The 24,603-nt window shown below is 58.7% G+C and carries 21 protein-coding genes; 15 read left to right on the top strand and 6 right to left on the bottom strand.

What is annotated here, in order from left to right:
* Positions 1–100: 100 nt before the first annotated feature.
* The 3 genes from ACR0DB_RS07565 to ACR0DB_RS07555 all read left to right on the top strand — a co-directional run bounded on the left by ACR0DB_RS07565 (position 101) and on the right by ACR0DB_RS07555 (position 3,760).
* Positions 101–1,537, top strand: a complete 1,437-nt coding sequence (locus ACR0DB_RS07565) for a DegQ family serine endoprotease (RefSeq protein WP_480549862.1) — start codon at positions 101–103, stop codon at positions 1,535–1,537.
* 182 nt (positions 1,538–1,719) lie between these two features.
* On the top strand, positions 1,720–2,400 hold the full coding sequence (locus ACR0DB_RS07560; RefSeq protein WP_170769525.1) for a response regulator transcription factor: 681 nt from the start codon (positions 1,720–1,722) through the stop codon (positions 2,398–2,400).
* On the top strand, positions 2,393–3,760 hold the full coding sequence (locus ACR0DB_RS07555) for a sensor histidine kinase (protein ID WP_480549860.1): 1,368 nt from the start codon (positions 2,393–2,395) through the stop codon (positions 3,758–3,760). Before ACR0DB_RS07560 ends, ACR0DB_RS07555 begins: the two co-directional genes overlap by 8 nt.
* On the opposite strand, the gene ACR0DB_RS07550 is transcribed toward ACR0DB_RS07555, so the two are convergent.
* On the bottom strand, positions 3,741–4,208 hold the full coding sequence (locus ACR0DB_RS07550; RefSeq protein WP_480549858.1) for a CYTH domain-containing protein: 468 nt from the start codon (positions 4,206–4,208) through the stop codon (positions 3,741–3,743). The genes ACR0DB_RS07555 and ACR0DB_RS07550 overlap by 20 nt on opposite strands.
* A gap of 103 nt (positions 4,209–4,311) precedes the next feature.
* Positions 4,312–5,811 (bottom strand): CHAD domain-containing protein, encoded by a 1,500-nt coding sequence (locus ACR0DB_RS07545; protein WP_480549856.1) that lies wholly within the window; start codon positions 5,809–5,811, stop codon positions 4,312–4,314.
* A 213-nt stretch (positions 5,812–6,024) separates the two neighbouring features.
* Here ACR0DB_RS07545 and ACR0DB_RS07540 point away from each other — a divergent pair, with 213 nt between their 5' ends.
* Positions 6,025–6,372 (top strand): TfoX/Sxy family protein, encoded by a 348-nt coding sequence (locus tag ACR0DB_RS07540; protein WP_480549854.1) that lies wholly within the window; start codon positions 6,025–6,027, stop codon positions 6,370–6,372.
* A gap of 53 nt (positions 6,373–6,425) precedes the next feature.
* Here the strand turns inward: ACR0DB_RS07540 and ndk are convergent, their stop codons facing one another.
* Positions 6,426–6,848, bottom strand: a complete 423-nt coding sequence (gene ndk / locus ACR0DB_RS07535; RefSeq protein WP_170352964.1) for a nucleoside-diphosphate kinase — start codon at positions 6,846–6,848, stop codon at positions 6,426–6,428.
* A gap of 98 nt (positions 6,849–6,946) precedes the next feature.
* Positions 6,947–8,149, bottom strand: coding sequence for a Bcr/CflA family efflux MFS transporter (locus ACR0DB_RS07530; RefSeq protein ID WP_170784552.1), 1,203 nt, complete (start codon positions 8,147–8,149; stop codon positions 6,947–6,949).
* A gap of 104 nt (positions 8,150–8,253) precedes the next feature.
* Between ACR0DB_RS07530 and ACR0DB_RS07525 the strand changes: the two genes are divergently transcribed.
* From ACR0DB_RS07525 to ACR0DB_RS07490, 8 genes are all read left to right on the top strand, one after another.
* Positions 8,254–10,104: an ABC-F family ATP-binding cassette domain-containing protein gene (locus ACR0DB_RS07525; RefSeq protein ID WP_480549852.1), complete on the top strand. Its 1,851-nt coding sequence runs from the start codon at positions 8,254–8,256 to the stop codon at positions 10,102–10,104.
* Entirely contained in the window at positions 10,101–10,493 is a 393-nt protein-coding gene (locus tag ACR0DB_RS07520) for an ACT domain-containing protein (protein WP_170769518.1), read from the top strand. The genes ACR0DB_RS07525 and ACR0DB_RS07520 overlap by 4 nt, the downstream gene beginning before the upstream one ends.
* On the top strand, positions 10,490–11,110 hold the full coding sequence (locus ACR0DB_RS07515; RefSeq protein WP_480549850.1) for a MarC family protein: 621 nt from the start codon (positions 10,490–10,492) through the stop codon (positions 11,108–11,110). Before ACR0DB_RS07520 ends, ACR0DB_RS07515 begins: the two co-directional genes overlap by 4 nt.
* A gap of 41 nt (positions 11,111–11,151) precedes the next feature.
* On the top strand, positions 11,152–11,733 hold the full coding sequence (locus tag ACR0DB_RS07510) for a retropepsin-like aspartic protease family protein (protein WP_480549848.1): 582 nt from the start codon (positions 11,152–11,154) through the stop codon (positions 11,731–11,733).
* 48 nt (positions 11,734–11,781) lie between these two features.
* Entirely contained in the window at positions 11,782–12,402 is a 621-nt protein-coding gene (locus tag ACR0DB_RS07505; RefSeq protein WP_480549846.1) for an ImuA family protein, read from the top strand.
* A gap of 65 nt (positions 12,403–12,467) precedes the next feature.
* Complete coding sequence (locus ACR0DB_RS07500; protein WP_170769514.1) at positions 12,468–13,682, top strand: MFS transporter; 1,215 nt, start codon at positions 12,468–12,470, stop codon at positions 13,680–13,682.
* Positions 13,679–14,275, top strand: coding sequence for a YceI family protein (locus tag ACR0DB_RS07495; protein WP_170769513.1), 597 nt, complete (start codon positions 13,679–13,681; stop codon positions 14,273–14,275). The genes ACR0DB_RS07500 and ACR0DB_RS07495 overlap by 4 nt, the downstream gene beginning before the upstream one ends.
* A 70-nt stretch (positions 14,276–14,345) precedes the next feature.
* Entirely contained in the window at positions 14,346–15,566 is a 1,221-nt protein-coding gene (locus ACR0DB_RS07490) for an MFS transporter (protein WP_170784542.1), read from the top strand.
* Positions 15,567–15,596: 30 nt separating this feature from the next.
* Here the strand turns inward: ACR0DB_RS07490 and ACR0DB_RS07485 are convergent, their stop codons facing one another.
* Together ACR0DB_RS07485 and ACR0DB_RS07480 are read right to left on the bottom strand one after the other, a co-directional pair.
* Positions 15,597–17,258 (bottom strand): flotillin family protein, encoded by a 1,662-nt coding sequence (locus tag ACR0DB_RS07485; protein ID WP_480549844.1) that lies wholly within the window; start codon positions 17,256–17,258, stop codon positions 15,597–15,599.
* 32 nt (positions 17,259–17,290) lie between these two features.
* Positions 17,291–18,046, bottom strand: a complete 756-nt coding sequence (locus ACR0DB_RS07480; protein ID WP_480549842.1) for an OB-fold-containig protein — start codon at positions 18,044–18,046, stop codon at positions 17,291–17,293.
* A gap of 218 nt (positions 18,047–18,264) precedes the next feature.
* Here ACR0DB_RS07480 and metG point away from each other — a divergent pair, with 218 nt between their 5' ends.
* The 3 genes from metG (at position 18,265) to ACR0DB_RS07465 (ending at position 24,577) form a co-directional block, all read left to right on the top strand.
* The gene (metG, locus tag ACR0DB_RS07475; RefSeq protein WP_480549840.1) at positions 18,265–19,983 is read left to right on the top strand and encodes a methionine--tRNA ligase; all 1,719 of its coding nucleotides are present in this window, start codon (positions 18,265–18,267) and stop codon (positions 19,981–19,983) included.
* Positions 19,984–20,257: 274 nt separating this feature from the next.
* Complete coding sequence (locus ACR0DB_RS07470) at positions 20,258–21,436, top strand: efflux RND transporter periplasmic adaptor subunit (protein ID WP_170769509.1); 1,179 nt, start codon at positions 20,258–20,260, stop codon at positions 21,434–21,436.
* Positions 21,437–21,439: 3 nt separating this feature from the next.
* Positions 21,440–24,577 carry an efflux RND transporter permease subunit gene (locus ACR0DB_RS07465; protein ID WP_170769508.1) on the top strand — a complete coding sequence of 1,046 codons (3,138 nt, stop codon included), beginning with the start codon at positions 21,440–21,442 and terminating at the stop codon, positions 24,575–24,577.
* The last annotated feature ends 26 nt before the right edge of the window (positions 24,578–24,603 follow it).

Below are 24,603 nucleotides of genomic sequence, written 5' to 3'. Positions count from 1 at the left end.
TTAAGATTTCTTAACCTTTGGCACAGGAAAAGATCAGACTGGTGCGCCACCTCCTGACTTAACGCGCGAACGGAACCGCGCGATAAAACAGGAGACCAAAATGAGCATCCGTAAATCCTCTCTTCTCATGCCGCGCACGTCCGGCTGGATCGGCGTCAGCGCTCTGAGCGCCGCGCTGTTGGCCACCACCGCCCTGCCCTCGAATGCGGACGAAGCCCTGGCTGACCTGGTTGAGAGCGTGTCACCCTCGGTTGTGACCATTATCGCGGAACAAGAGTCAAAGCCGACACCGGCACAGGGTCAGAACTTTGACTTTGAGGCCCACCCGTTTGGCGAATTCTTCAAACGTTTCGGCACGCCCGAGGGCTTCAACACACCCCAGCGCGGACCGGCACAAGGTCTGGGATCCGGTTTCGTGCTGGACGAGGCAGGCTACATCATCACCAATCACCACGTTGTCGATAACGCCACGACCGTCACCGTCCGCCTGTATGACGACCGCACATTCGATGCTGAAATCATCGGCACCGACCCGTTGACAGACATCGCCGTGTTGAAGATTGACGCCGACGCCGGATTGCAGGCCGTTGAACTGGGTGACAGCGACGTGATCCGCGTAGGCGAGGACGTGGTGGCCATCGGCAACCCGTTCGGGCTTAGCTCGACCGTGACCACAGGGATTGTCTCGGCCAAGGGGCGCAACATCTCGCAAGGGCCCTATGCCGAGTTTATCCAGACGGATGCGGCGATCAACAAGGGCAACTCGGGCGGGCCGCTGTTCAACATGGACGGCGAAGTGGTTGGCGTGAACTCGGCTATCTATTCGCCCAGCGGCGGATCTGTGGGCCTGGGCTTTGCGGTAACCTCGAACATCGTCGAGCATATCGCCGCCGACCTGCGCGATGACGGTCAGGTCAGCCGTGGATGGCTGGGTGTCTCGATCCAGAATGTCAGCCCTGAGATTGCCGCCGCCATGGGCATCGACACCTCAACCGGCGCGTTGGTGTCGGATGTGGTCGATGGCAGCCCCGCCGAAGGCGTCCTGCAACAGGGCGATATCATCCTGACCTTCAATGACGAGGCCGTGGACTCCAGCAGTGACCTGCCGCTTCTGGTAGGCACTACCAAGGTTGGCACCGAAAGCACCCTGACGGTACTGCGGGACGGGACCGAACAGCAGCTTGAACTGACCATCGGCCAGCACCAAAGCGCGGCACTGGACGTTGAAGACCCGGTGGCCGAGGCGACCTCGGGCACCGCACTGGGTGTGATCGTCGCCCCGCTGACCGAAACCACCCGCTCCGAGATCGGTGTGTCCGACTCGGTCAACGGTGTGATCGTGACCGACCTCAAGCCCGACAGCCCTGCGGCCAAAGCCGGCCTGCAGCGCGGTGATGTCATCGTCAAACTGGGCAGTCAGGAGACCGACACGCCCGACGCGCTGAAAGCCGCGCTGGACAGCGAAAAGACCGATCCCGCGCTGGTGCTGATCAACCGGGCCGGAAACCAGATCTTCGTGGCGGTGGAAATCGCCTGATCTGACACCCGCGCGCGCCACGTGATGGGGAATATCTGGCGTGCGCCTACCCGGCGGTTTGTCTTGTCCGCTCTCTGCCGGGACTGCCGGGTGCGCCGCAACGCACCCGGCACGTATCCCATCAAACCCGGTGCCTTACCCGGAAATTTGTGTTTAAATCCCGCTGGAAAGGAGGTCCGATCATGAGCCGCCGTCTGCTGATCGTCGAAGATGACCAAGATACGCGAGACTTCATCGCCAAAGGTTTTGGCGAAGAAGGCTACGTGGTCGAACAAGCTGCTGATGGCCGCGAGGGGCTATACCATGCCACCGATGGCGGGTTTGATGCCATTGTGCTGGACCGAATGCTGCCAGGGCTGGACGGGTTGTCCCTGATCAGGTCCTTGCGGGCCGCGGGGCTGAAGACACCGGTCCTGATGCTGACCGCCATGAGCGCGGTGGACGAACGCGTCAAAGGTTTGCGTTCGGGGGCGGATGATTACCTGGTAAAACCGTTTTCTTTTCAGGAGTTACATGCCCGAATTGAAGCACTTCTGCGGCGTCCGCAGGAATCCGAGGAAAGCGCCATCCTGACCTGCCGCGATCTTGAAATGGATTTGCTGACCCGCAAGGTCACACGCGATGGACACGAAGTTACTCTGACCCCGCGCGAATTCCAGATTTTGGAATATTTCCTGCGCCGCAAGAACCGCGTGGTGTCACGCACCATGTTGCTGGAAGGTGTATGGGACTATCATTTCGACCCAAATACGAATGTCGTCGATGTCCATATCTCGAAGCTGCGGCGTCAGCTGGACGAAGGCGGTGGGCCGCCGCTGATTGAAACCGTTCGCGGTGCGGGTTACATGATATCTGATGGATAACATACGGCTGTCGTTCAATAATTCACGCACACGCCTGATATTGGCCAGCATGGCGCTCAGCACATTGTTGACCGCGACGGTTCTGGCATTGGTCTACGTCACCGCCAATCGAAGCATCGAGGGCGAGACGCGTTCGGTCGTATCGGCCGAACTCACCGGATTGGCGGATGAATATGAACGACGCGGGCTGATCGGGCTGCTAACAGCGATTGAACGCCGCCTGCCATCCGCCGCCGAGCGGGATGCGATGTACCTACTAACAGATCGCTTTGGGGCGACGCTTGCGGGAAACCTCAAGCAATGGCCAGCAGACATCGCGGCTGGCAGCGGTTGGGTCGATCTGGAACTGCGCCGTGCGGACAATGACCAACTTGTACCCATCTCAGCGGCCTCAATCCGTCTACCCGGCGGTGAGCGCCTGTTGGTCGGGCGAGACGCGCTGGCGCGGCAGCAGTTTGACCGGGTCCTTTTGCGCACCGTTGGGATCGTCTTGGTCATTGCCCTGGCACTCAGCATCTTGACCGGGTGGCTGTTCACGCGTCTGGTCTTTTCCCGCCTGTCCGACATCGCAAACACCGCCGAGGATATCGTTTCCGGGGATCTGTCTCGCCGAATGCCAATGCGTGGAACCGGGGATGAGTTCGATCAGGTCGCCGGCACGCTGAACTCGATGCTGGACCGGATCGAAGAGTTGATCAGCAACCTGCGCACCACCTCCAACTCAATCGCCCATGACCTCCGATCCCCACTGTCCCGTCTAAAGCAACGCGTCGAAGCGCTATCGGATCCCACCAAAACCGATCAAGACCGCGATATCGACGTAGCCCGCGCAACAACCGAGATCGACCATGTACTGCGCGTTCTGGGCCAATTGACCGAGATTTCCCGCGCCGAAGCCGGCGTGGGGCGGGAACAGTTCGAAACAGTTGAACTTGAACAACTGGTACGAGATGTGGTCGATCTTTACGATCCCGTCGCCGCAGAAGAGAACATTCGTCTGGTAGTTGAAGGAACCGCCGCACCGCTTAGCGGGCATAAACCCCTGCTGTCCCAGGCCCTGTCGAACCTGCTTGAAAACGCTTTGCGCTACGCACCGGAACATACTGAAATCACAATCACTTTGACCGATGATGGTAAGGAGACATACCTAAGCGTCCGCGATCGCGGGCCGGGCGTTGCGCCCGAGGATCTTTCACGCCTTCAAGTGCCCTTTGTGACCCTCGATCCAGCCCGGACCGAACGCAATGCAGGACTTGGTCTGGCGCTGGTATCGGCCATCGCGCATATGCACGGTGGAGAATTCCTGCCGCAGGACGCGGCTCCCGGTCTGAAAGCGACGATCAAACTGGCACACCTTTGATCGCCAAGGTCTTGTTCTTATAGCGTTTATCCTCTGTGACTTCCGCGCCGAACCATTCGGGCGGAACAAAGGAATTGGCGTCTGCCTCGGTCTCAAACTCAACCTCGACCATGTGCAACGGCGTCAGGCCACCCTGAAAAACATCCAACTCAAAAACGCGCCCATCGGACAGCGTTCCAGTGTAACGTTCCTTCTCGACCCGCCGTTCCGTGGTCTCGGGCCAGAAGGTTTCGAACTGCTCGCCCGAGATTTCGGTTTCGCGTTCTACGCGCACTAGTTCCCCGCAACCCTTCAGCGTCAGGAAATAGCGTTCATTCTTTTGCCGCAACCGCAGTTCAGTGGAATCCTCAGGCGCAGTCAAATAGCCCTGGCGGATCACGGCCCGGTCCAGATGCTGCAAGTCTGGAATCGCAGAAACCAGGAATTTCCGTTCGATTTCAGTGCCCATGCCTATGAACCTACATTGCTATCAACAATGGCCAACCCCATCACTAGTAACTATCTCATATGAGAAAAGGCTTTGCCACCGAACCAACGGGGCTGGCAGGCTGTCAGTGGAACAGCCTCCGGTACTGATGTTTGATCTCGGGGCTGTCCAAACCACGAAGATGCGCGATCACACGCTGGCGTTCTGCCTCTTGGCGTTGTTTTAGTACAGTGATTAGCCCGCCTGCGGACAGAGCGAGCTGGGCGATTTCGGGCTTTTCGGTTTCAACCTGCCGATCCACCAATTCCAGCAACGATTGTTGCTGAACCGAGAAGTCGTTGAATCGACCTAGGTTATCCTGCAGTTTTTTCAGCGGCTTATGAATGGTTGTTAACGATTTTTGGTTAAACAAAGGACCAAAGAACTCCATCAAATAACGGAGTTTCTTCCCTTCGATCCTCAGGTCGTGGACCAAGGCATCGGGCGAATTCGACGTAATCCGACGCGCCAATCTGCACAGTTTGCAATAGCGTTTCCAGATCATAGTGCGGGCGAAGTCATAAGCGGCAATATCTGCGTTCGGGCCGGTCTGTGCACTCTTCGGATCGGTGATTTGACTGCTCAGTTCCAACATACACCGGTTATAGGACACACTTCTGAATTTCTGAGATAGAACTTTCCATGACCTTTTACGCTCTGCCTCAAACTGTGCAAACATGATCTCGGCACCAACATGAAGGTTTTCCGGTATCATGCTGTAAAAATTATTTTTCTCAAGTAGATAGACATCAAGGTCGCGCAACCGGTTGGTCGGGGCCATAAGATCGGAAAACGTTCTCTTCAAACCCTTCGTCTGATGAGGTGAAAACACTCCTTTGAACAGGCTGAGTACCGAACGGATGCGCCGGAGTGAGACACGGTAGTCATGCAGGAACTCGGTATCGTAATCTGCGATCACACCATTTTCGTTTTGGCGCGCCACCGCCAGATAGGTCCCAATAATCTTGGTCGCCACATCTACAGTGGGTTGTGCTCGAGCAAGGGGGATATCGGGTTTGGCCTGATAACGTGGCGTGTCCGGAGACAGCGCAGTGAAAACCCCAGTCGCGTTTCGTATATTTTTGTTTTTTTCAATTGACTTACGGATATTTTTCAAACTTGAAGATGGCCCGTTCACTTGGCACAAAACCACAATCGTCGCACGTCCATGATCCGAAACAAGATCAACCACCTGGCCTTGAACACGTGTCTTTCGCAAGTCGTCGAGAACCGAGAACTTGCGCACCTTCACAGTTCCAGACGCAACCGGAATGAGCGCCCGAAGCGTGGGAAACTTTGCCAATCCTGACCGGACCGCGCCGTTTGGTAGATTTTGAACGAACTGTCCGGCGCCACTGCCCTGCTGCGTCACATGTCGCTTAAAGGAAAACAGATGCAACTTTCCATCAGTTTCAATCAAAAGTTTGCCTTTGGACACAAGAGATTGGTCATGGCAATCTAGGATGTGAAAAAGTCGTTTTGATGACTCGCCGATCGTCAAGTTCCAATGATTCTTGAGCGCCCCTTCGATAGCTTTTTCGTCAAACCGACCTGACAAGAAGAACACCGCACTTTCTTTGCCCATCAAAAACCCTCCAGCCGCCCGGATCGCATGTACATCTTGCAGGTAAGCATTTGTTTTTCAGCAATTTCCATAGTCTTGGACACGAAAGGACCTCATGACGGTATTTGCCCGTGAAAGCTTAATTTGGTCCTGCAGGCAAAGGTGCCACGACCGGAAGGCATTCACGGTGAAATTCGGATGACAGAGGATACACCGTATCATAAGACTTTTCACATGTCCGATCCCGTCTCATCCATACGCAACCTCGGCCCCGCTTTCGAACAGGCCTGTGCGCGTGCCGGGATACACTCGGCGCAAGGATTGCGGGAATTGGGGCCAGATGCGGCCTACACGAAACTATTGCAGTCGGGTTCTCGCCCGCATTTCATCGGGTACTACGTGCTGGTCATGGGCCTTCAGGGGCGTCCATGGAACGATTGCAAAGGCGAGGAGAAGAAGGCGCTGCGCAAACGGTTCGATGCGATCAAGGCCAGTGTCAGCACCGCGCCTGAGATGCGGATCATCGCTGATCTGGATGCGATCGGCGTGCGGATCTCGGCTGCGGACCTCGAACCCGAATGAAAAAGGCCGCCCCCGGTAACGGGAACGGCCCTGAATTCTGCTAAGGCTAAAGCTTAGCCGACCAATTCGATACCCGAGAAGAAATAGGCGATCTCAACCGCTGCGGTCTCAGGTGCGTCTGAGCCGTGGACCGAGTTTTCGCCAACCGATTCAGCAAACTCGGCGCGGATGGTGCCAGCAGCTGCGTCTGCGGGGTTGGTTGCGCCCATGACTTCGCGGTTCTTGGCAATGGCGCCTTCGCCTTCCAGAACCTGAACAACGACCGGAGCCGACGACATGAATTCGCACAGTTCGTCATAGAACGGGCGCTCGGCATGCACTTCGTAGAACTTACCGGCTTGTTCCTTGGTCATGTGGATGCGCTTTTGCGCAACGATGCGCAGGCCCGCGTCTTCGAACTTGGCGTTGATCTTGCCAGTCAAGTTGCGGCGGGTTGCATCAGGTTTGATGATCGAGAATGTGCGTTCCAGTGCCATATCGGCCTCTCCTTCGTGTTTGGCGCGCTGCGCCGAAATCCATCGCGCGCCGCCTAGCACGGTATGTGGCCCAAGAAAAGTGTTATATGGCGCGGCGCTCAGATCGTGTCTGGCAATGGGTCCAACTGGTCAACCCGACGAACATAGAGGATGGACAGAAGCCCTGCGAAACTGCTGAGGCACATCATGCCAAGAACGATAAATGGGGCATTCGCGGCAGTAACCAAGGCCCCGGTGGCCATGGTCAGCACGGCCCCCAACGCCACAGTCATCGCGCCAGACAGCCCCGCAGCGCTACCCGCCAATTGCGGACGTACAGACATCAGACCAGCGGTGGCATTGGCAACGGTCAGCCCGTTGCCGAACCCCACCAGAATGGCTGATCCAAAAAAGGTCCAGACGCTGCCGCCCTCGGCTGCGAACACCACAAGACCCACAAGTGGCCCAACCGAGGCAATCACACGCCCAATCAGAATCATAATATTCAGCCGGGCCCGCGCCGCTAGACGCCCGGTCAGATAGCTGCCCGCCATGAACCCCAGCGTGATGATCCCAATCCCCAACCCTAGTAGCGCGGGGTTCAGATCGAACCACGTTGCTGCAACCAAAGGCGCACCGGTGATAAACGCATAGAACCCTCCAATCGAAAACGCAGCACAGAAGGAATAGCCCCAAAACCGGCGTGAATTGAACAGCTGCGGATAGAGCCTCATCTGCGCGGCGAAGGTAGCTGTTGTGTTAGTGTTGGTCTCACCCAGATCGACCCATATCAACGCCAAGAGGCCCGCGCCCAGAAGAACATACAAAATAAACCCGGCGCGCCAGCCGAACAGCATCTCGAGCAGACCGCCCAGCATCGGCCCCAGCATCGGTGCTAGCGCCATAGCCATCGAGACATAACCCAGCTTTGCCGCGGCCTCATTCGGTGGATGCATATCTCGTATCGCGGCGCGGGCCAGCACCTGCCCGGCCACTACGGCACCTTGCAGCATCCGAAACCCTAGAAACACCCAGATCGACTGCGCCAGCGCACAACCGACCGAGGCAATGACGAAGATGACCATACAGATCAGCAATACCGGCCTGCGTCCGAACCGGTCGGACAACGGCCCCATGATCAGTTGCAGGACTGCCGACAGCGCCAGATAACCCGCGATCGACAGGTTCACCAGGCCGTATTCCGCCTCCAGTGCCGCGCCGATACTGGGCAGCGATGGCAGGAACATGTTCAGCGACAGAACCGAAAGCGCCGTCAGCAAAACCAATGTGATCAAGGACGGAGGGGACTGCGCAGGCCGCATCAAACATTCCACTTCATTCAAACATGGCAGCGCTATCACATTGATCCCGTGTTGAACATGCCAAGCCGCTGGCGGCGGCATCATACCTCTGTTAAGAGCGGCCCATGCTACGGATCGAAGACATCAATTACGCCGTTGAAGGCCGCCCCTTGTTCGACGGGGCCAGTGCAACCATCCCCGATGGGCACAAGGTGGGTCTTGTGGGCCGCAACGGCACCGGAAAGACCACTCTGTTCCGCCTGATCCGGGGCGAACTCGCGTTGGAATCGGGCAATATCGTGCTGCCCAAACGCGCACGGATCGGCGGTGTGGCGCAAGAGGTGCCCTCCTCCGATGTCTCGCTGATCAATACCGTTCTGGCGGCTGATACCGAGCGCAGTTCCCTGATGGCCGAGGCCGACAGCGCCACCGATCCCTCGCGCATAGCCGATATCCAGACTCGTCTCGCCGATATCGACGCCTGGTCCGCCGAAGCCCGCGCAGCCTCGATCCTGAAGGGCCTGGGGTTTGATGACGAGGATCAGCTGAAACCCTGCTCGGATTTCTCGGGCGGTTGGCGGATGCGGGTTGCGCTGGCAGCGGTGCTTTTTTCGCAGCCCGACCTGCTGCTGCTGGACGAACCGACCAACTATCTGGACCTCGAAGGCGCTCTTTGGCTGGAGAGCTATCTGGCCAAATACCCGCACACGGTCATAATCATCAGCCACGACCGCGGGCTGTTGAACCGCGCGGTGGGGTCGATCCTGCATCTGGAAGATCGCAAGCTGACCTACTACGCGGTGCCTTACGACAAATTCGCCGAACGCCGCGCCGAACGCATTGCTCAGGCGGAATCGGAGAACGCCAAGGCCAAGGCCCGCATTGCCCATCTGCAAAGCTTCGTGGACCGTTTCCGCGCAAAGGCCACTAAGGCCGTGCAGGCCCAGTCGCGTCTGAAGATGATCGAGCGCATACAGCTTGTCTCAACCCCGCAAGAGGCCGCCCTGCGCGCGTTCTCTTTCCCTGAGCCCGAGGAGCTGTCGCCCCCGATCATTCACCTTGAGGGCGGTATCACAGGCTATGGCGACACCGAAGTGCTGCGCCGTCTGAACCTGCGAATTGATCAGGATGACCGCATCGCCCTGCTGGGCAAGAACGGTCAGGGCAAATCGACTCTGTCGAAACTGCTGTCCGACCGCCTGCCCCTGATGGCAGGGAAAATGACCCGCAGCTCTAAGCTGCGCATCGGCTATTTCGCCCAGCATCAGGTGGATGAGCTGTATGTGGACAAGACTCCTCTGGACCACCTGCGCCGCCTGCGCCCGGATGAGGCACCGGGCAAGTGGCGATCCCGTCTGGCCGGGTTTGGCCTGAATGCCGACCAGGCGGATACAGAGGTCGGGCGTCTGTCCGGCGGCCAGAAAGCACGCCTGTCGCTGCTGCTGGCCACGATCGACGCGCCGCATATGCTGATCCTGGATGAACCGACCAACCATCTGGACATCGAAAGCCGCGAGGCGCTGGTCGAGGCGCTGACCGCCTATTCCGGCGCGGTGGTGCTGGTCAGCCACGACATGCACCTGCTGTCGCTGGTTGCGGATCGGCTGTGGCTGGTCTCGGACGGGACGGTAAAACCGTTCGAGGGCGATCTGGAAGCCTATCGCGCCCTGTTGCTGGCCCGCGACAAGCCGGTCAAGGAAAAACCTGCAGTTGCGAAACCCAAACGCCCCTCACGCGATGCAATGCTGGCGCTGCGCGCCGATCTGCGCAAATGCGAAGACCGGATTGAGAAGTTGACGGATATGCATGAAAAGCTGTCTGCCAAGCTGGCTGATCCAGCCTTGTATGAAGATGATCGGATCAACGATCTGGAAACCTGGAACCGCAAATTCGCCGAGGTGGTTGAAGCGATGCAAAAAGCCGAAGCTCTGTGGGTCGCCGCCGCAGAACGTTTGGAGGAAGCCGAAGCGTCATGACATCCCCCGTGACCGAAACCAAAGCCATGATTGCCGGTATGCGCCCCGCGCTTCAGCCCGGTGAATATGCCTTTGTTGTCTGGCCGTCCGACGCAGAATGGCCAAAGGGCACACGGGCCAGCTGTATCGAGGCCGAGGGCCTTTCGCTGATCGTTCCCTTCGAGGCAGCACAGACCGGCGCAGTCCCTATGCGCTGCATTACCCTGCAAGTGCATTCCTCGCTGGAAGGTGTGGGCCTCACCGCTGCTGTCTCAAGCGCACTTGCACAAGCCGGCATTCCGGCAAACATGGTCGCGGGGTATCACCATGACCACGTTTACGTTCCCAGCGATCAGGCCGATAAGGCCGTGGCAATCCTGACAGAACTTCAGCGCGGTGCCGCAGAATGATCGACCTGGCCTTCTTCATCACCGCTTTCACCACCTTGTTCGTGGTGATCGACCCGTTCGGCACCACGCCGATCTTCGTGGCTCTGACACAGGATATGGATGCAGCGACACGCCGCAAAACAGCGATCCGCAGTTGCCTGACCGCCGTCTGCATCCTGATTGCTTTCGCTGCGTTTGGCGAGGCGGTGCTGGGCTTTGTCGGTATCTCGATGCCCGCCTTCCGCGTGGCTGGCGGTGCGCTGCTGTTCCTGACCGCGCTCGACATGCTGTTCGACCGCCGCACCAAACGGCGCGAGGACCGAGCCGAGGAAGAAGAACACCCCGACCCGTCCGTGTTCCCTCTGGCCATTCCGCTGATCGCGGGGCCGGGCTCGATTGCCACGATCATCCTGCTGGCCGGGCAGCACCCTGGTGTGCTGGGCATCGTCGAAGCGTGTATCGTCATGCTGGCCGTCATGGCGGTAGTTCTGATCTTTTTCCTGTCAGGCGGCGTGATCGCGCGCATCCTCGGCAAGACCGGGTTGAATGTGCTGACTCGTTTGTTGGGGATGCTGCTGGCGGCGCTGTCGGTTCAATTCATTCTGGATGGCCTCAAGGCCTTTGGATTTGCCTCCTGACCCCCCATATACGTGTCAGGTCAACCCGTTAGGATATCGGTATGGATGGGGATAGCATTGCACGTTTGGCGTATCTCAGCCTGTTGGGCGTGGCGGTTGTCGCGTGGTTCATCTCGCAAAACCGGCAGACGCTGAACAAGACGTTGCAACAGGCCATGGCCTGGGTATTCATCTTCATCGGCGTAATCGCCGTCGTTGGCCTGTGGGAAGATATCCGCTCGACCGTCAGCCCGGTGCCGCAGTTGACCGTGACCGGCGAAACGATCGAAGTGCCCCGCTCGGCAGATGGCCATTATTACCTGCCGGTCGAGGTCGATGGCCAGACGATCACTTTCCTAGTGGATACCGGTGCCAGCCAGATAGTCCTCAGCTCCCGCGACGCTGAACGGATCGGCGTTGACCTGAACCAATTGAATTATTTCGGACGCGCTCTGACTGCGAATGGCGAGGTACGCACCGCGCCTGTACGTCTGGAAACGGTCACTTTGGGCCCGATCACCGATCAGAATATCTCAGCCTGGGTGAATGAGGGCGAGCTGCACCAGTCGCTGTTAGGGATGGATTACCTGCATATGTTTTCGAACATCCAATTCGCGGACGGGCGTATGATCCTGTCTCGCTAGAGGCATTTCAGGATTGAGAACAAAATAAGAACATGTTAGATTGTGGGCATGTCCACAACGCTTCTTGGCCGCAAACCCGCACGTGATATACCGGGGCTGGCGCTGCACCCTCAGATCACCTTGCAACTGGGCCGCGTGCACGAAGCCTGCGGCCCTGCCCGGCGCAGTTTCGCCGTCTGGCTGGCTGGTCAGGCGCAAGGCCCCGTGCTGTGGATTTCCCCCGCGTGGGGGCCGGGCCAGCTGAACCCCGACGGCATGATGCCCTTTGTCGACCCCGCCCGGTTCATCTTTGTCCACCCCACCCGCGCCGAGGATATCTTGTGGTGTCTGGAAGAGGCACTGCGCAGCGGGGCCGTTCCGCTGGTGATCGGTGATCTGCCCGGCGCGCCGGGGCTGACGCCCGTGCGGCGGATGCATCTGGCGGCCGAACAGGGCGGCGCGATGGGACGGGCCCCACTGGGGCTGTTGCTGACACCCGGCGACGGCGGCGCGCAAGGGGTTGAGACGCGCTGGCACATGGCCGCGAACCATACTCAAGAGGCGCGCCGCTGGACCCTAACCCGCCGCCGTGCCCGCGCCCTGCCCCCAGTCACATGGCAGGCCACCCAGACCAAACCGCGCGCCGGATTGAACCTGCAAAGAACGGCAACCGACGAGGTATCGGCGTGACACCACCACGTGATCACGAAAGAAGTGACTAGCCAACCCCCACCCTGCGCCCTAGCGTTCCGGGAATGAGCCACGCAATCCACGACAGCCGCTATTCATGGCTACGCCTCACGATCACGCTTGCCATCGCTACGGTGGCGAATGTCGGCATGTGGGCGGTGATCGTGGTGATGCCCGCGATTGAGACACAGTTCGACGCCGGACGGGCCGAAGCCTCGCTGCCGTACGTTCTGACCATGGTAGGCTTTGCGTTGGGAAACATGTGGCTGGGGCAACTGGTCGATCGTCTGGGTGTGACCAAAGCGTTGATCGGGGCCGCCATACTCAGCACCGTCAGCTATGTGCTGGCAACGCTGGCGCCGAACATGATCACCCTGTCACTGGCACATTTGCTGGTGGGGCTGGGCACCTCCATCGGGTTTGGGCCGCTGATCGCCGATATCTCGCACTGGTTCATGAAGCGGCGCGGTATTGCCGTGGCACTGGTGGCCAGCGGCAATTACCTGTCAGGCGCGATCTGGCCGACCCTTCTGTCGGACATTTTGGCGCGGGACGGCTGGCAGCAGGTCTATCTGACGCTTGCCATGATCACGCCTGCCATCGTCATCCCACTGTCCCTGTTGCTGCGCCGTCAGGTTCCGGCCGAAGCGCATCAGACCGCAGCCGCCAGCGCCAGAATCAAGGCCAGCAGCGTCGGGATCTCACCACGCGCGTTGCAATACATACTGGGTCTGGCCGGGATCGGGTGCTGCGTCGCGATGTCGATGCCGCAGGTCCATATTGTCTCATACTGCGTCGGGCTGGGCTATGGCCCCGCTGTCGGAGCCGAGATGCTGTCGCTGATGTTGCTGGGCGGCGTGGTCAGCCGCGTGATTTCCGGGATGGTGGCCGACAAGCTGGGCGGGCTGATGACCCTGCTGATCGGGTCGATCCTGCAATGTATCGCGCTGTTCCTGTTCCTGCCCTATGACGGCATGGTCTCGCTCTACATCATCAGCCTCATGTTCGGGCTGGCACAGGGCGGCATCGTGCCCAGCTATGCGCTGGTCGTGCGTGAATACATGCCCCCGCAAGAGGCCGGAGCCCGTGTAGGTTTTGTCATGATGATGACCATCATGGGCATGGCCTTGGGCGGCTGGATGTCGGGTTGGATTTACGACGTAACCGGAAATTATCAACTGGCCTTTATCAACGGCATTCTCTGGAACGGGCTGAACATCGCAATCCTGCTGATGTTGCTGAAACGATCGCGCCCCCGCAGGCAGGAGGTCATGGCATGACCCAACTAACTCGACGCACAGTCCTGGCCAGCCTGATTGCACTGACTCTTGCGAGTTCGGCGCTGGCTGCGCCACGCACGTATCAACTAGTCCCCGAAGAGACATCCGTCGATTTCACCTTTGACCTGTCCGGCATTTCCCAATCCGGCACCATGCCAATCGAGTCTGCCGACATACAGATCGACCTGAATGATCTTCTCAACAGTCGGGTGGACGTGATCCTGAACGTCGCCAAAGCGCGCACCAAACTGCCCTTCGCCCGCAAACCCATGCTCAGCGAGAGCGTGCTGGCGGCAAAGGAATATCCAACCATCCATTTCGTCTCAACCAGTGTTCAGCTTGGTGAGGGCGGTCGTATCTCGAACGGGGCCATCATCAACGGAGACCTTACAGTGCGCGGAGTCACCATGCCGATCGAACTGAAGGCCGACCTGTTTCGCGCGCCCGGCAGCGCTGCGGACAGTCTGGATGACCTGTCCATCCGCCTGACAGGCGAGCTGAACAGGCACGACTTCGGCGCCTCAGGTTTTGCAGATCTGGTTCAGGATACGGTCGGGCTAGATATCCGGGCAGAGATTCAACGGACCCAATAGCAAAAAAACGACGCGACAAAGTCGATAAGCTGCGCGATTCCTGTGCGGGATGCCGCAAGGTGGGGGCGTTATGCGCACGATGATTTCCTTTGCCGCCCTGTTTCTTTCGGTCATTTTGCTACAGCTCTCGACCGGAGGCGTCGGCCCGCTTGACGCCATCTCGGGCCTGACACTGGATTTCTCGACCGAGCAGATCGGCTTATTGGGGTCCGCGCATTTCATAGGATTCTTTGTTGGCTGCTGGTGGGCACCTCGCCTCATGGGCAGCGTCGGACATTCGCGCGCATTTGCTGTGTGTACGGCCTTGGGTGCGATGGGTTTGCTGGGCCATACTCTGACTGAAAACCCGAACATATGGGCCGTACTGCGGATCGCGTCAGGCACCTGCGTTGCTGGTTGCTATACAGTGATTGAGGCTTGGTTGAACGCCAAGGTCACAAACGAGTCGCGTGGCCGCGTCATGGGCAGCTATCGCATCGCCGATCTGGGCGCGTCGCTTTGCGCGCAATTGATTATCGCCGTGCTGCCACCCGCGTCTTATGTGTCTTACAACCTGCTGGCCATCTTGTGCTGTGCTTCGCTGTTGCCTCTGGCCCTGACCCGGGCCAGCCAGCCTAAGACGCCCGACGCGCCCCGCCTGCGCCCCAGACTGGCCTGGACAAACTCACCTCTGGCGGTGGCCGGAGTGATTGTGTCAGCGCTCAGCTCTGCCTCGTTTCGCATGGTCGGCCCGGTTTATGGGCAAGAGGTCGGGCTAGGTGTGGATCAGATCGCCTTCTTCCTCGCTTCCTTCGTTCTTGGCGGCGCGCTAGCGCAATACCCGCTGGGATGGCTGGCCGACAAATATGATCGGCGATGGGTGTTGATCTGGCTGTCCGCCGCTGCAGTGCTCAGCTGCGGCATCACTATGGCGGTCAGCGGGTTCGGTACCCTCGGTGTCATGCTGGCAGCTGGGTTCTTTGGCTTGACCACCTTCCCGATCTTCTCGGTATCTTCTGCCCACGCCAACGACTTTGCCACGACCGAACAACGGGTTGAGCTTTCTGCCGCGCTGATGTTTTGGTACGCGCTGGGGGCTATTGCCTCACCCTATATCTCATCCACGCTGATCCAGCAGTATGGGCCGGGTGCTTTGTTTGCCTTTGTGGCAGTAGGTCATATGGGACTGATCGTGTTCGGTCTAGCGCGGATGCGGTCGCGCCCAACCCCGGACGAACGCACGAACTATGTCTATGCTCCACGCACATCCTTCACCATCGGGCGACTGCTGAAGCGGTCGCGCGAAGAATAAAGGGCCGGGAAATCCCGGCCCTTCCTTTTGTTACTGGGTCGGAGGCGTCTCGTCCTCCAGCCCCTCGACGGGGTCCTGCGTCTGCTCTAGCGCTCCGTTCACTACGCCGCCGACACCGTTTTCCATCGACAGGCCAAGCTCTTCGCCCAGCTTCTTGAGCGCGGGCATCTGCACCGCCATGCCCATGATCGAATCCAGTGCCTGATTGACCACCGGCTTGTCGCTGTTGGCCGCGCCGCCCGAGGCCCCGGCCCCGATGCCGCCCACCTGATGGATCTTGATCGAGTCGATTTTTTCCGCAGGCTTGACCATCTCCGAGATGATCGATGGCATCGTCTCAATCCGCGCCATATCGACCTTCATGCGGATCTGGGCCGCGGACAGAGCATTGTCGGCCTCGACAATGGCGCGCTTGCCTTCGGCTTCGGCCAGCATGTCGTTTTTCTTGGCCTCGGCCCGGATGTTCAGCGCGTCCGCCTCGGCCTGCGCCTCTTCGCGGCGGGCTTCGGCGCGGTCAGCGGCGGCCTCTTTCTCGGCCTGCGCGGCCAGCCGGATCGCGGTCGCCTGACGTTCGGCCTCACGCGTGGCTTCGATCAGAGCGATCTGCTTGATCCGCTCGGCTTCGGCCACCTCGCGGGCGGTCGCGACGGCTTCGGTTGCCTTGGTCGCCTCGGCACGGGCCAAGTCGGCAGATGCACGCGCGCGGCTTTCCTCTTCGGATTTCTGCGCGATGATGATTTGACGTTCCTGTTCGGCCACTTCAATCTCACGCTCTTTAGCAATCTCTGCGTCGCGGATTTTACGCTCACGCTCAATATCGGCCGAACGGATGGCTTCTTCACGGGCGATCCGAGCACGTTCAGTTTCACGCACCGAGTCCTCGGTCCGAGCCGCGATTTCAGCCTCTTGCGCCACGCGCATGGTTTCGACCTTCTGGGCCTGCTCAATCCGCGCCTGCGCTTCATCCTGTTCGATCAGCAGCTTTTGGCGTTCCGCCTCCATCGCGGCACGGCGCACTTCGACCTCGGCCTCGGCATCGATCTGCGCGCGTTCCTTTTTGGACACGGCAATCACCTCGGCCAGCTTACGCATACCCACGGCGTTAAAAGCGTTGTTCTCGTCCAGAGCTTCGAACGGGGTTTGGTCCAACGCAGTCAGCGAGACAGATTCCAGCGACAGGCCGTTTTTCAGCAGGTCTTCGGACACGGCATTCTGCACCTCTTGCACAAAGTCGGCGCGGTTCTCATGCAGCCCGTCCATGGTCATCTGAGCCGCCACGGCGCGCAAGCCGTCAATCAGCTTGCCTTCGATCATCTCACGCAGTTGCTCAACGTCGAAAGTGCGGTCGCCCAGCGTTTGCGCGGCACGAGAGATACCCTCTTCCGTGGCCATGACCGAGACGTAGAACTCGACACCCACATCAACGCGCATGCGATCCTGAGTGATCAAAGCTGCTTCACCGCTGCGTTGCACCTCAAGACGCAGGGTCTTCATGTTGACGGGGCTGACCTCGTGCAGCAGCGGCACGATGATAGCGCCTGCATCCATGATAACTTTCTTGCCGCCCTGCCCAGTCTTGACCAGACTAATTTCTCTTGTTGCCCGTTTATAGAGACGGGCCATCACAAGTCCGATGAACAGGACGACCGCTAAAATGGTCGCAACTGTGGTGATCAGGAAAGTAAGTTCCATACAAAATCCTCCGATTTGGGGTTAAATTTCTGTTAGTTCGAAAGGCCGACCAGAACGAACCGATCTTGCCGTCGGTCGCGCAGCACAAGCACTTCGGTGCCTTGTTCCAGCGTGTCGCTGTCTTGCAGCGGCTCAGCCCTCAGGTAATGGGCATTGCCAAAGCGATCCATGACGCGCACCTCGGCTGGACGTCCGCGCAAGGCAGTGCCCTGAGTAATCACACCGCGACGGCGAGCAAGCATCCGTTCCGACATCGCTTCGGTCTCGGTCTTGGGCAGAAGGCGGGCAAAAACACCGCCAAAGCCGCGTGCGAACCACAGTCCGAATGCGCCAGCCGGGATGGCGGCGATCCAAGATGGCAGGTCAAAGCCCAGCAGGTCGCGCAGCGCCAGTTGCAGGCCCATGCCCGACAGGCCAAAGCCCGCAAGCAGCACCGCCAGCCAGATCATGAAGGGCACCTTGCCCAGACCCAACCATGCCATAGGCCCGGACGGTTCGGCCCCCGGCGCATCAGCCTCGATCTCGGCCAGCTCAAAGTCACCCAGATCAACATCCGAGTCGATGTCCAGATCAAGGTCGGCCACATCCAGATCAGGCGCATCAACCGCATCCAGGTCAACCTCGCCCTCACCCGCCAGTATGCTGCCGCCGATCGCCAAAGCCACAAGCTCTAGCGCCAGCAGACCGAACAGCAGCGCAAGCGAAATGGTAAAGGGCACAAAAGCACCCTCGAGCAAAAAGTCGAACATCAGCGGATCGCCCTCGTTATTGTATACTTTGGTATACATTTCATATGGGAAGTCATTTCTAGAAATTCAAGAGGTTGTGATTCCAATTTACAACCTATGGGTATTGCGCGCTGTCATCCGGGTTCAATCGGCGGCCGCATCAGTGGCGCGTTTTCTGATAGATGCGTGTCTAAAATGACATGTGGGTAAAAGCCGGGGTTTTGCTGGGCGGTCACATAAGGTAGACGGTCGCGCAGTTAGATACGTGGAAACGCAAAATGGCTCGGATTCTCATCACCTCGGCGATCCCTTACATCAACGGGATCAAGCACCTCGGCAACCTGATCGGCTCGCAATTGCCAGCTGATCTGTATGCACGCTACCAGCGCGGCCGAGGAAATGAGGTCATGTTCCTGTGTGCCACCGACGAGCACGGCACGCCAGCCGAGTTGGCCGCAGCAAAGGCGGGCAAACCGGTGGCAGACTATTGCGCCGATATGTACGCCGTTCAGGCCGATATCGCGAACCGCTTTGGGTTGAGCTTCGATCACTTCGGGCGGTCTTCCAGCGATCAGAACAAACGACTGACCCAGCATTTCGCGGGCAAGCTGGACGAGGCCGGTCTGATCCGTGAGGTCAGCGAGAAACAGGTCTATTCCAACGCCGATGGCCGGTTCCTGCCTGACCGCTATATCGAGGGCACCTGCCCCAACTGCGGCTATGACCGCGCGCGCGGCGATCAGTGCGAAAACTGCACTAAGCAGTTAGACCCAACCGACCTGATCGAGCCGCGCAGCGCCATCAGCGGCTCGACTGATCTAGAGATCCGCGAGACCAAGCACCTGTATCTGCGCCAATCCGCGATGAAAGATCAGCTGGATGCATGGATCGACAGCAAAGCCGACTGGCCGATCTTGACGACTTCGATTGCCAAGAAGTGGCTGCATGACGGCGACGGCCTGCAGGATCGCGGCATCACCCGTGATCTGGACTGGGGTGTGCCGGTGAAGAAAGGCGATCAGGACTGGCCGGGGATGGAAGGCAAGGTCTTCTATGTCTGGTTCGACGCGCCGATCGAATATATCGCCTGCGCCAAGGAATGGGCCGATGCCAGCGGCAAACCGGATGCAGAGTGGGAACGCTGGTGGCGCACCGACAAAGGTGCGGATGACGTCCGTTACGTACAATTCATGGGCAAGGACAACGTGCCCTTCCATACGCTCAGCTTCCCCGCCACAATTCTGGGTTCGGGCGAGCCGTGGAAGATGGTCGATCACCTGAAATCCTTCAACTATCTGAACTATGATGGCGGCCAGTTCTCGACCAGCCAAGGCCGCGGCGTTTTCATGGATCAGGCGCTTGAGATCCTGCCCGCCGACTACTGGCGCTGGTGGCTGCTGAGCCATGCGCCGGAAAGCAGCGATAGCGAGTTCACGTGGGAGAATTTCCAGCAATCGGTGAACAAGGACCTCGCTGACGTGCTGGGCAATTTCGTCAGCCGGATCACCAAGTTCTGCCGTTCAAAATTCTGTGAGGCGGTGCCAGAGGGCGGCACATTTGGTGATCGTGAACAAGAGCTTATCGCGGAACTCACCCGCCGCGTCCGTGCCTATGAAGGGTTCATGGAGGCGATGGAGGTTCGCAAATCAGCGCAAGAATTGCGCGCGATTTGGGTGGCAGGCAATGAATATCTGCAATCTGCGGCGCCGTGGTCGACCTTCAAGGAAGACCCCGAACAAGCCGCCGCGCAGGTCCGCCTGGGCCTGAACCTGATTCGCCTTTACGCGGTGCTCAGCGCGCCGTTCATCCCCGAAACCTCGGCCCGGATGCTCAGCGCGATGAATACGCTGGACACAAGCTGGCCCGATCAAGTGGCCGAGGCTTTGGACGCGCTACCTGCGGGTCACGCGTTCACGGTGCCGGATGTGCTGTTCGCCAAGATCACCGACGAGCAGCGCGAAGATTGGGAGACCCGCTTCGCGGGCACACGCATCTAGGCGCCAACAAGGATCAAGACAAAGGGGCCTTTCGGCCCCTTTTTTCTTGCCCGCCTGTTCGCACGCGACCCCAAACCCAAAAGAGAAAAAGCGAAAAACACCACGTAAACAACCGCACTTCCAGCATTTTTTCTAGATCTTATCCCCAGCGAAAAACCTCAATACGCTTGAGAAAAAATCGCAAACCCGTCATCCTCGTCTCAAAGTGCAATCGACTCGGCCTATAAGTGGGTGGTCGGGTCGATTTTTGTTAGACCATCACGAGGCATTCGCCATGTTCTTTGATCCAAACTTTTTGAAACCTTTGCAGAGTGGCCGGTCGTTCAAAGCGCTCAGTTGCGCTGCCGCGTTGGGCTTGATTACACTTGCCGATCCCAGCACAGCGCAAGACACTGGCGATGCGCAACCGCCCAAGGTTTCAATCGCGGCCGCGTACACTCAGGACATTACCGAGGAAGCAACCTTTATCGGTCGGGCCGAGGCGCTGAATAAGGCGGATATCATCGCTCGGGTCAGCGGGTTTCTGGACAGTCAGAACGTGGAAGATGGTGCGTTGGTTAAGGAAGGCGATCTGCTGTTTACCATCGAGCCTGACCTCTATCAGGCCACGCTGGATGCCAGAAATGCCGATCTGGACCGGGCGCAGGCCAATCTGGAACTGGCCAAGGTGGAGCTCGCACGTAAGCAGGAATTGTACGAGCGTGACGCGACCCCGGAATCTGAACGCGACATTGCCCGCGCCAATGAACTGGTGGCCGAAGCCGAGGTCAAGTCCGCGCAGGCCGCGATTAAACAAGCCAAACTTGATCTCAGCTATACGGAAATCCACGCTCCCTTCGACGGACGTATCGGTCGCGCTACTACAAGTGTCGGGGATGTGGTTGGGCCGAATAATCCACCACTGGTGAATATAGTCAGCGAAGCCCCGATCTATGTGAATTTTTCGCTGAACGAAAAGGAGTTCACGTCGGTTCTGCAAGCGGTGGGTGAAAACGCCGCCTCGCTTGCGGAAAGCAATAAAAGCCCAGTGGTGAAAGTTGTCCTGCCCAACGGGACCGAACTGGATGAGGAAGGTACAATCGTCTTTGTCGACAACCGAATAGACCCGCTGACCGGGGCGATCAGGATGCGGGCTCAATTCGACAACGCCAAGCGTCTGATCGTCGATGGTGCATTCTTAAGCGTGCAGATCGAGGCATTGAAACCAACGACTGAGGTGTTGATCCCGCAAGCCGCTTTGCAGCGCGATCAGAGGGGCGAGTTTGTGCTGGTCGTGAATGATCAGCAAATGGTCGAACAGCGCTATATTACCACTGGCAACACGGTTGAGACCGCTATCATCGTCAAGGATGGGCTGCGCGCAGGGGAAAGCGTGATTGTCGAGGGTTTGCAACGGGTGCGTCCGGGTGTTGCCGTTGATGCGGTTGTCGCCTCTGAGCAGCCGGGAGAATAACGGATGTTCTCTGCCCTGTTCATCAGCCGGCCCAAGCTGGCGCTTGTCATTTCGCTGGTGCTGACCATCATGGGCGGCATCGGTTACATGGTGCTGCCGGTGGCGCAATTCCCCGACATCACCCCGCCCGTGGTCAGTGTTACGACCACCTATACCGGTGCAAATGCCGAGACAGTCGAAAACACCGTCGCCGCCCCGATCGAGGCGCAGGTCAACGGCGTGGACGACATGATCTATATGACGTCGACCTCGTCCGACAACGGTTCCTATTCGCTGAATATTACGTTTGAAGTCGGAACCGACCCCGACATCGCATCAGTCAACGTGCAAAACCGCGTGGCACAGGCGATGTCTTCGCTGCCTACCGAAGTGACCTCTTCGGGTGTCGTCACGCAAAAAGCTTCGACCAACATGCTGCTCTTGGTCACGCTGACATCGCCCAATGGGACATATGACAGTGTCTTCCTGTCGAACTATGCGTCGATCAACCTGAAAGACGCGCTGGCGCGGGTTCAGGGCGTTGGTAAGGCTGATGTTCTGACCAACCTGGAATACGCAATGCGAATCTGGATGGACCCTGATCAGATGGCCGCCTTGTCGATCACGCCGGGCGATGTGATCAGTGCCATCCGGGAACAGAATATCGAGGTCTCTGCAGGGTCTATCGGGTCTCCGCCTGTGCCAGAGGGCCAAACATTTCAGTACACCATCAAGACCAAGGGCCGACTGACCTCGGCCGATGAATTCGGTGATATCGTGATCCGTACTGGTGAGGCAGGATCGATTGTACGGGTCAAGGATATCGCACGGGTCGAGCTGGGCGCTCAGTTCTATTCGGCCTCGGGCTATTTCCAGGCTGTGCCTGCTACCGTCATCGGCATTTACCAGGCTCCTGGCGCGAACGCGTTGGCCGTGTCTGAACGCGTTCAGGCCGAGTTGGATCGCCTGTCGCGATCCTTCCCGACGGATGTTGAATATCAAGTGCCCTTCAACACCACCGATTTCGTTGAGCAATCGCTAAATGACGTGGTCTCGACCCTGATCCTGACCTTCATTCTGGTGATCTCAGTGGTGTTTGTCTTTCTGGGCAGTTGGCGGGCAACGATCATTCCAGCGGTGGCCATCCCTGTCTCGCTGATCGGGACATTCGCATTCCTTCTGGCCTTTGGGATGTCGCTGAACACGATCTCGCTGTTCGCGCTGGTGCTGGCCATCGGGATCGTGGTGGATGACGCCATCGTGGTTGTCGAGAACGTAGAACGGATCATCGCCGAAGAAGGCCTCCCCCCCGCCGAGGCGACCCGCAAGGCGATGGGCCAGATCACCGGGCCGGTGATCGCGACCACCCTGGTTCTACTGGCTGTTTTCGTGCCTGTAACCTTTATGCCGGGCATCTCAGGAAGACTTTATTCACAATTCGCAGTGACGATTTCGACCGCTGTTGTGATTTCGTCCATCAACGCGCTGACACTGTCCCCTGCCCTGTGCGGTCTGGTGCTGCGGGCGCGGTCCGGTCCTCCAAAAGGGCTGCTGGCGATGTTCGAAAACTTCATCGGGACCGTGCGCAGCGGCTACGTCGCCATCGTGCGCAAGATGCTGATCCTGCCGGTGGTGGCTTTAGGTGTCATCGTCGTTCTGGCGATGGGCACCGGTACGATCATGGGCACCACATCCAAGGGCTTTATCCCGCTTGAGGATAACGGATATCTATTCGTGGACATCCAACTGCCCGACGCTGCTACACTAGAGCGGACCGAAACCGTCTCCAGCCGCGTCGACGACAAGATCCGCGAAATTCCGGGTGTGGCCAGTACCGTTCTAGTCAACGGGTTCTCGTTGCTGAACGGCACGACGACCAACGGGGCCGCAATCTTTGTGAACCTTGAGAACTGGGAAGAGCGGCAAGAGCCGGACCTGACCGCCGACGCTATCCTGAGCAAAGTTCTGGCAATTGCAAACGGCGAATCTGCAGCCTCGATCGTGGCGTTCAACCCACCCCCCATTCAGGGTCTGGGCATGTCGGCGGGTGTCGAGATGGAGGTACAGCAAACCGGAGGGGGCTCGCCTCAGGATCTGGCCTCGGCCGTGGGTTCGTTCGTCTATGCGGCGAACCAACGACCTGAGATCGGACAGGCCTACACAACCTTCCGCGCCAATGTTCCACAGTTGTTTGTCGATCTGGATCGGGAAAAGGCCAAAACACTGCAAGTCTCGGTGGCCGAGATTTTCCAGACCATGCAGGCGCAGTTGGGTTCGTATTACGTGAATGACTTCAACCTGTTCGGCCGGGTCTACCGCGTGATGATTCAGGCCGAAGGGTCATACCGGACCAAAGTCGACGACATCGCAAACCTCTATGTTCGCTCGACCAAGGGCGAGATGGTTCCTTTGGGAACGTTGATCGACGTGGAAAATGTGCTGGGTCCGGTTTTGCTGAAACGGCACAACCTGTTCCGGTCTGCCACGGTGACGGCGGTTCCTGCCCCCGGCTTGTCCAGCGGCGATGCAATCACTGTCATGACCGAGGAATCCGCCAACGCCCTGCCCCCCGGTTATGCGTTTGAGTGGACCGGCACAGCGCAGCAGCAGCTGGCTTCGGGCGGTCTGGTGATCGTGATCCTGGGGCTGGCAATCTTGTTCGGGTATCTGTTCCTTGTGGGTCAGTACGAGAGTTGGTCGTTGCCAGTCTCGATCCTGCTATCTGTGATCGTCGCCTTGTTCGGGGCGGTGGCGGCGGTGGCTATCGTCGGTAGTGACATCAACCTCTATACACAGATCGGGATGATCATGCTTGTGGGGCTCGCGTCAAAGAATGGCATTCTGATCGTCGAATTTGCGATGGAGCAACGCGCCAACGGCCTGTCGATTAAGGAAGCAGCTGCCGAAGCTGCGCATCAGCGTTTCCGCGCGGTGATGATGACGGCGCTGTCCTTCCTGCTTGGTGTTGTGCCGCTGTTAGCCGCCAATGGCGCCGGTGCGGCCAGCCAGAAGGCCATCGGTGTGGCCGTGTTCGGCGGGATGCTGGCGGCGACTCTGATCGGTGTCATTCTGGTTCCGGTTCTCTATGCCCTGATGCAGGGGTTGCGAGAATGGATCAAGGGCACCAAGAACGACCCCGGCCCATCCGAGGAAACAGCCTGAACCAAAAAGCCCCGCCTATCCAGCGG

Source organism: Ruegeria sp. AB6 (assembly GCF_056542685.1).
This window is presented reverse-complemented; position numbering and strand designations above follow the sequence as displayed.

Bases quoted from the DNA above. Each gene is read 5' to 3' on its own strand.
- ACR0DB_RS07545 (WP_480549856.1), bottom strand. From the start codon at position 5,811: ATGGGCAAAGAAAGTGCGGTGTTCTTCTTGTCAGGTCGGTTTGACGAA.
- ACR0DB_RS07555 (WP_480549860.1), top strand. From the start codon at position 2,393: ATGGATAACATACGGCTGTCGTTCAATAATTCACGCACACGCCTGATA.
- ACR0DB_RS07515 (WP_480549850.1), top strand. From the start codon at position 10,490: ATGATCGACCTGGCCTTCTTCATCACCGCTTTCACCACCTTGTTCGTG.
- ACR0DB_RS07540 (WP_480549854.1), top strand. From the start codon at position 6,025: ATGTCCGATCCCGTCTCATCCATACGCAACCTCGGCCCCGCTTTCGAA.
- ACR0DB_RS07490 (WP_170784542.1), top strand. From the start codon at position 14,346: ATGCGCACGATGATTTCCTTTGCCGCCCTGTTTCTTTCGGTCATTTTG.
- ACR0DB_RS07520 (WP_170769518.1), top strand. From the start codon at position 10,101: ATGACATCCCCCGTGACCGAAACCAAAGCCATGATTGCCGGTATGCGC.
- ACR0DB_RS07500 (WP_170769514.1), top strand. From the start codon at position 12,468: ATGAGCCACGCAATCCACGACAGCCGCTATTCATGGCTACGCCTCACG.
- ACR0DB_RS07465 (WP_170769508.1), top strand. From the start codon at position 21,440: ATGTTCTCTGCCCTGTTCATCAGCCGGCCCAAGCTGGCGCTTGTCATT.
- ACR0DB_RS07560 (WP_170769525.1), top strand. From the start codon at position 1,720: ATGAGCCGCCGTCTGCTGATCGTCGAAGATGACCAAGATACGCGAGAC.
- ACR0DB_RS07485 (WP_480549844.1), bottom strand. From the start codon at position 17,258: ATGGAACTTACTTTCCTGATCACCACAGTTGCGACCATTTTAGCGGTC.
- ACR0DB_RS07480 (WP_480549842.1), bottom strand. From the start codon at position 18,046: ATGTATACCAAAGTATACAATAACGAGGGCGATCCGCTGATGTTCGAC.
- ndk (WP_170352964.1), bottom strand. From the start codon at position 6,848: ATGGCACTGGAACGCACATTCTCGATCATCAAACCTGATGCAACCCGC.
- metG (WP_480549840.1), top strand. From the start codon at position 18,265: ATGGCTCGGATTCTCATCACCTCGGCGATCCCTTACATCAACGGGATC.
- ACR0DB_RS07530 (WP_170784552.1), bottom strand. From the start codon at position 8,149: ATGCGGCCTGCGCAGTCCCCTCCGTCCTTGATCACATTGGTTTTGCTG.
- ACR0DB_RS07510 (WP_480549848.1), top strand. From the start codon at position 11,152: ATGGATGGGGATAGCATTGCACGTTTGGCGTATCTCAGCCTGTTGGGC.
- ACR0DB_RS07565 (WP_480549862.1), top strand. From the start codon at position 101: ATGAGCATCCGTAAATCCTCTCTTCTCATGCCGCGCACGTCCGGCTGG.
- ACR0DB_RS07495 (WP_170769513.1), top strand. From the start codon at position 13,679: ATGACCCAACTAACTCGACGCACAGTCCTGGCCAGCCTGATTGCACTG.
- ACR0DB_RS07525 (WP_480549852.1), top strand. From the start codon at position 8,254: ATGCTACGGATCGAAGACATCAATTACGCCGTTGAAGGCCGCCCCTTG.
- ACR0DB_RS07470 (WP_170769509.1), top strand. From the start codon at position 20,258: ATGTTCTTTGATCCAAACTTTTTGAAACCTTTGCAGAGTGGCCGGTCG.
- ACR0DB_RS07505 (WP_480549846.1), top strand. From the start codon at position 11,782: ATGTCCACAACGCTTCTTGGCCGCAAACCCGCACGTGATATACCGGGG.
- ACR0DB_RS07550 (WP_480549858.1), bottom strand. From the start codon at position 4,208: ATGGGCACTGAAATCGAACGGAAATTCCTGGTTTCTGCGATTCCAGAC.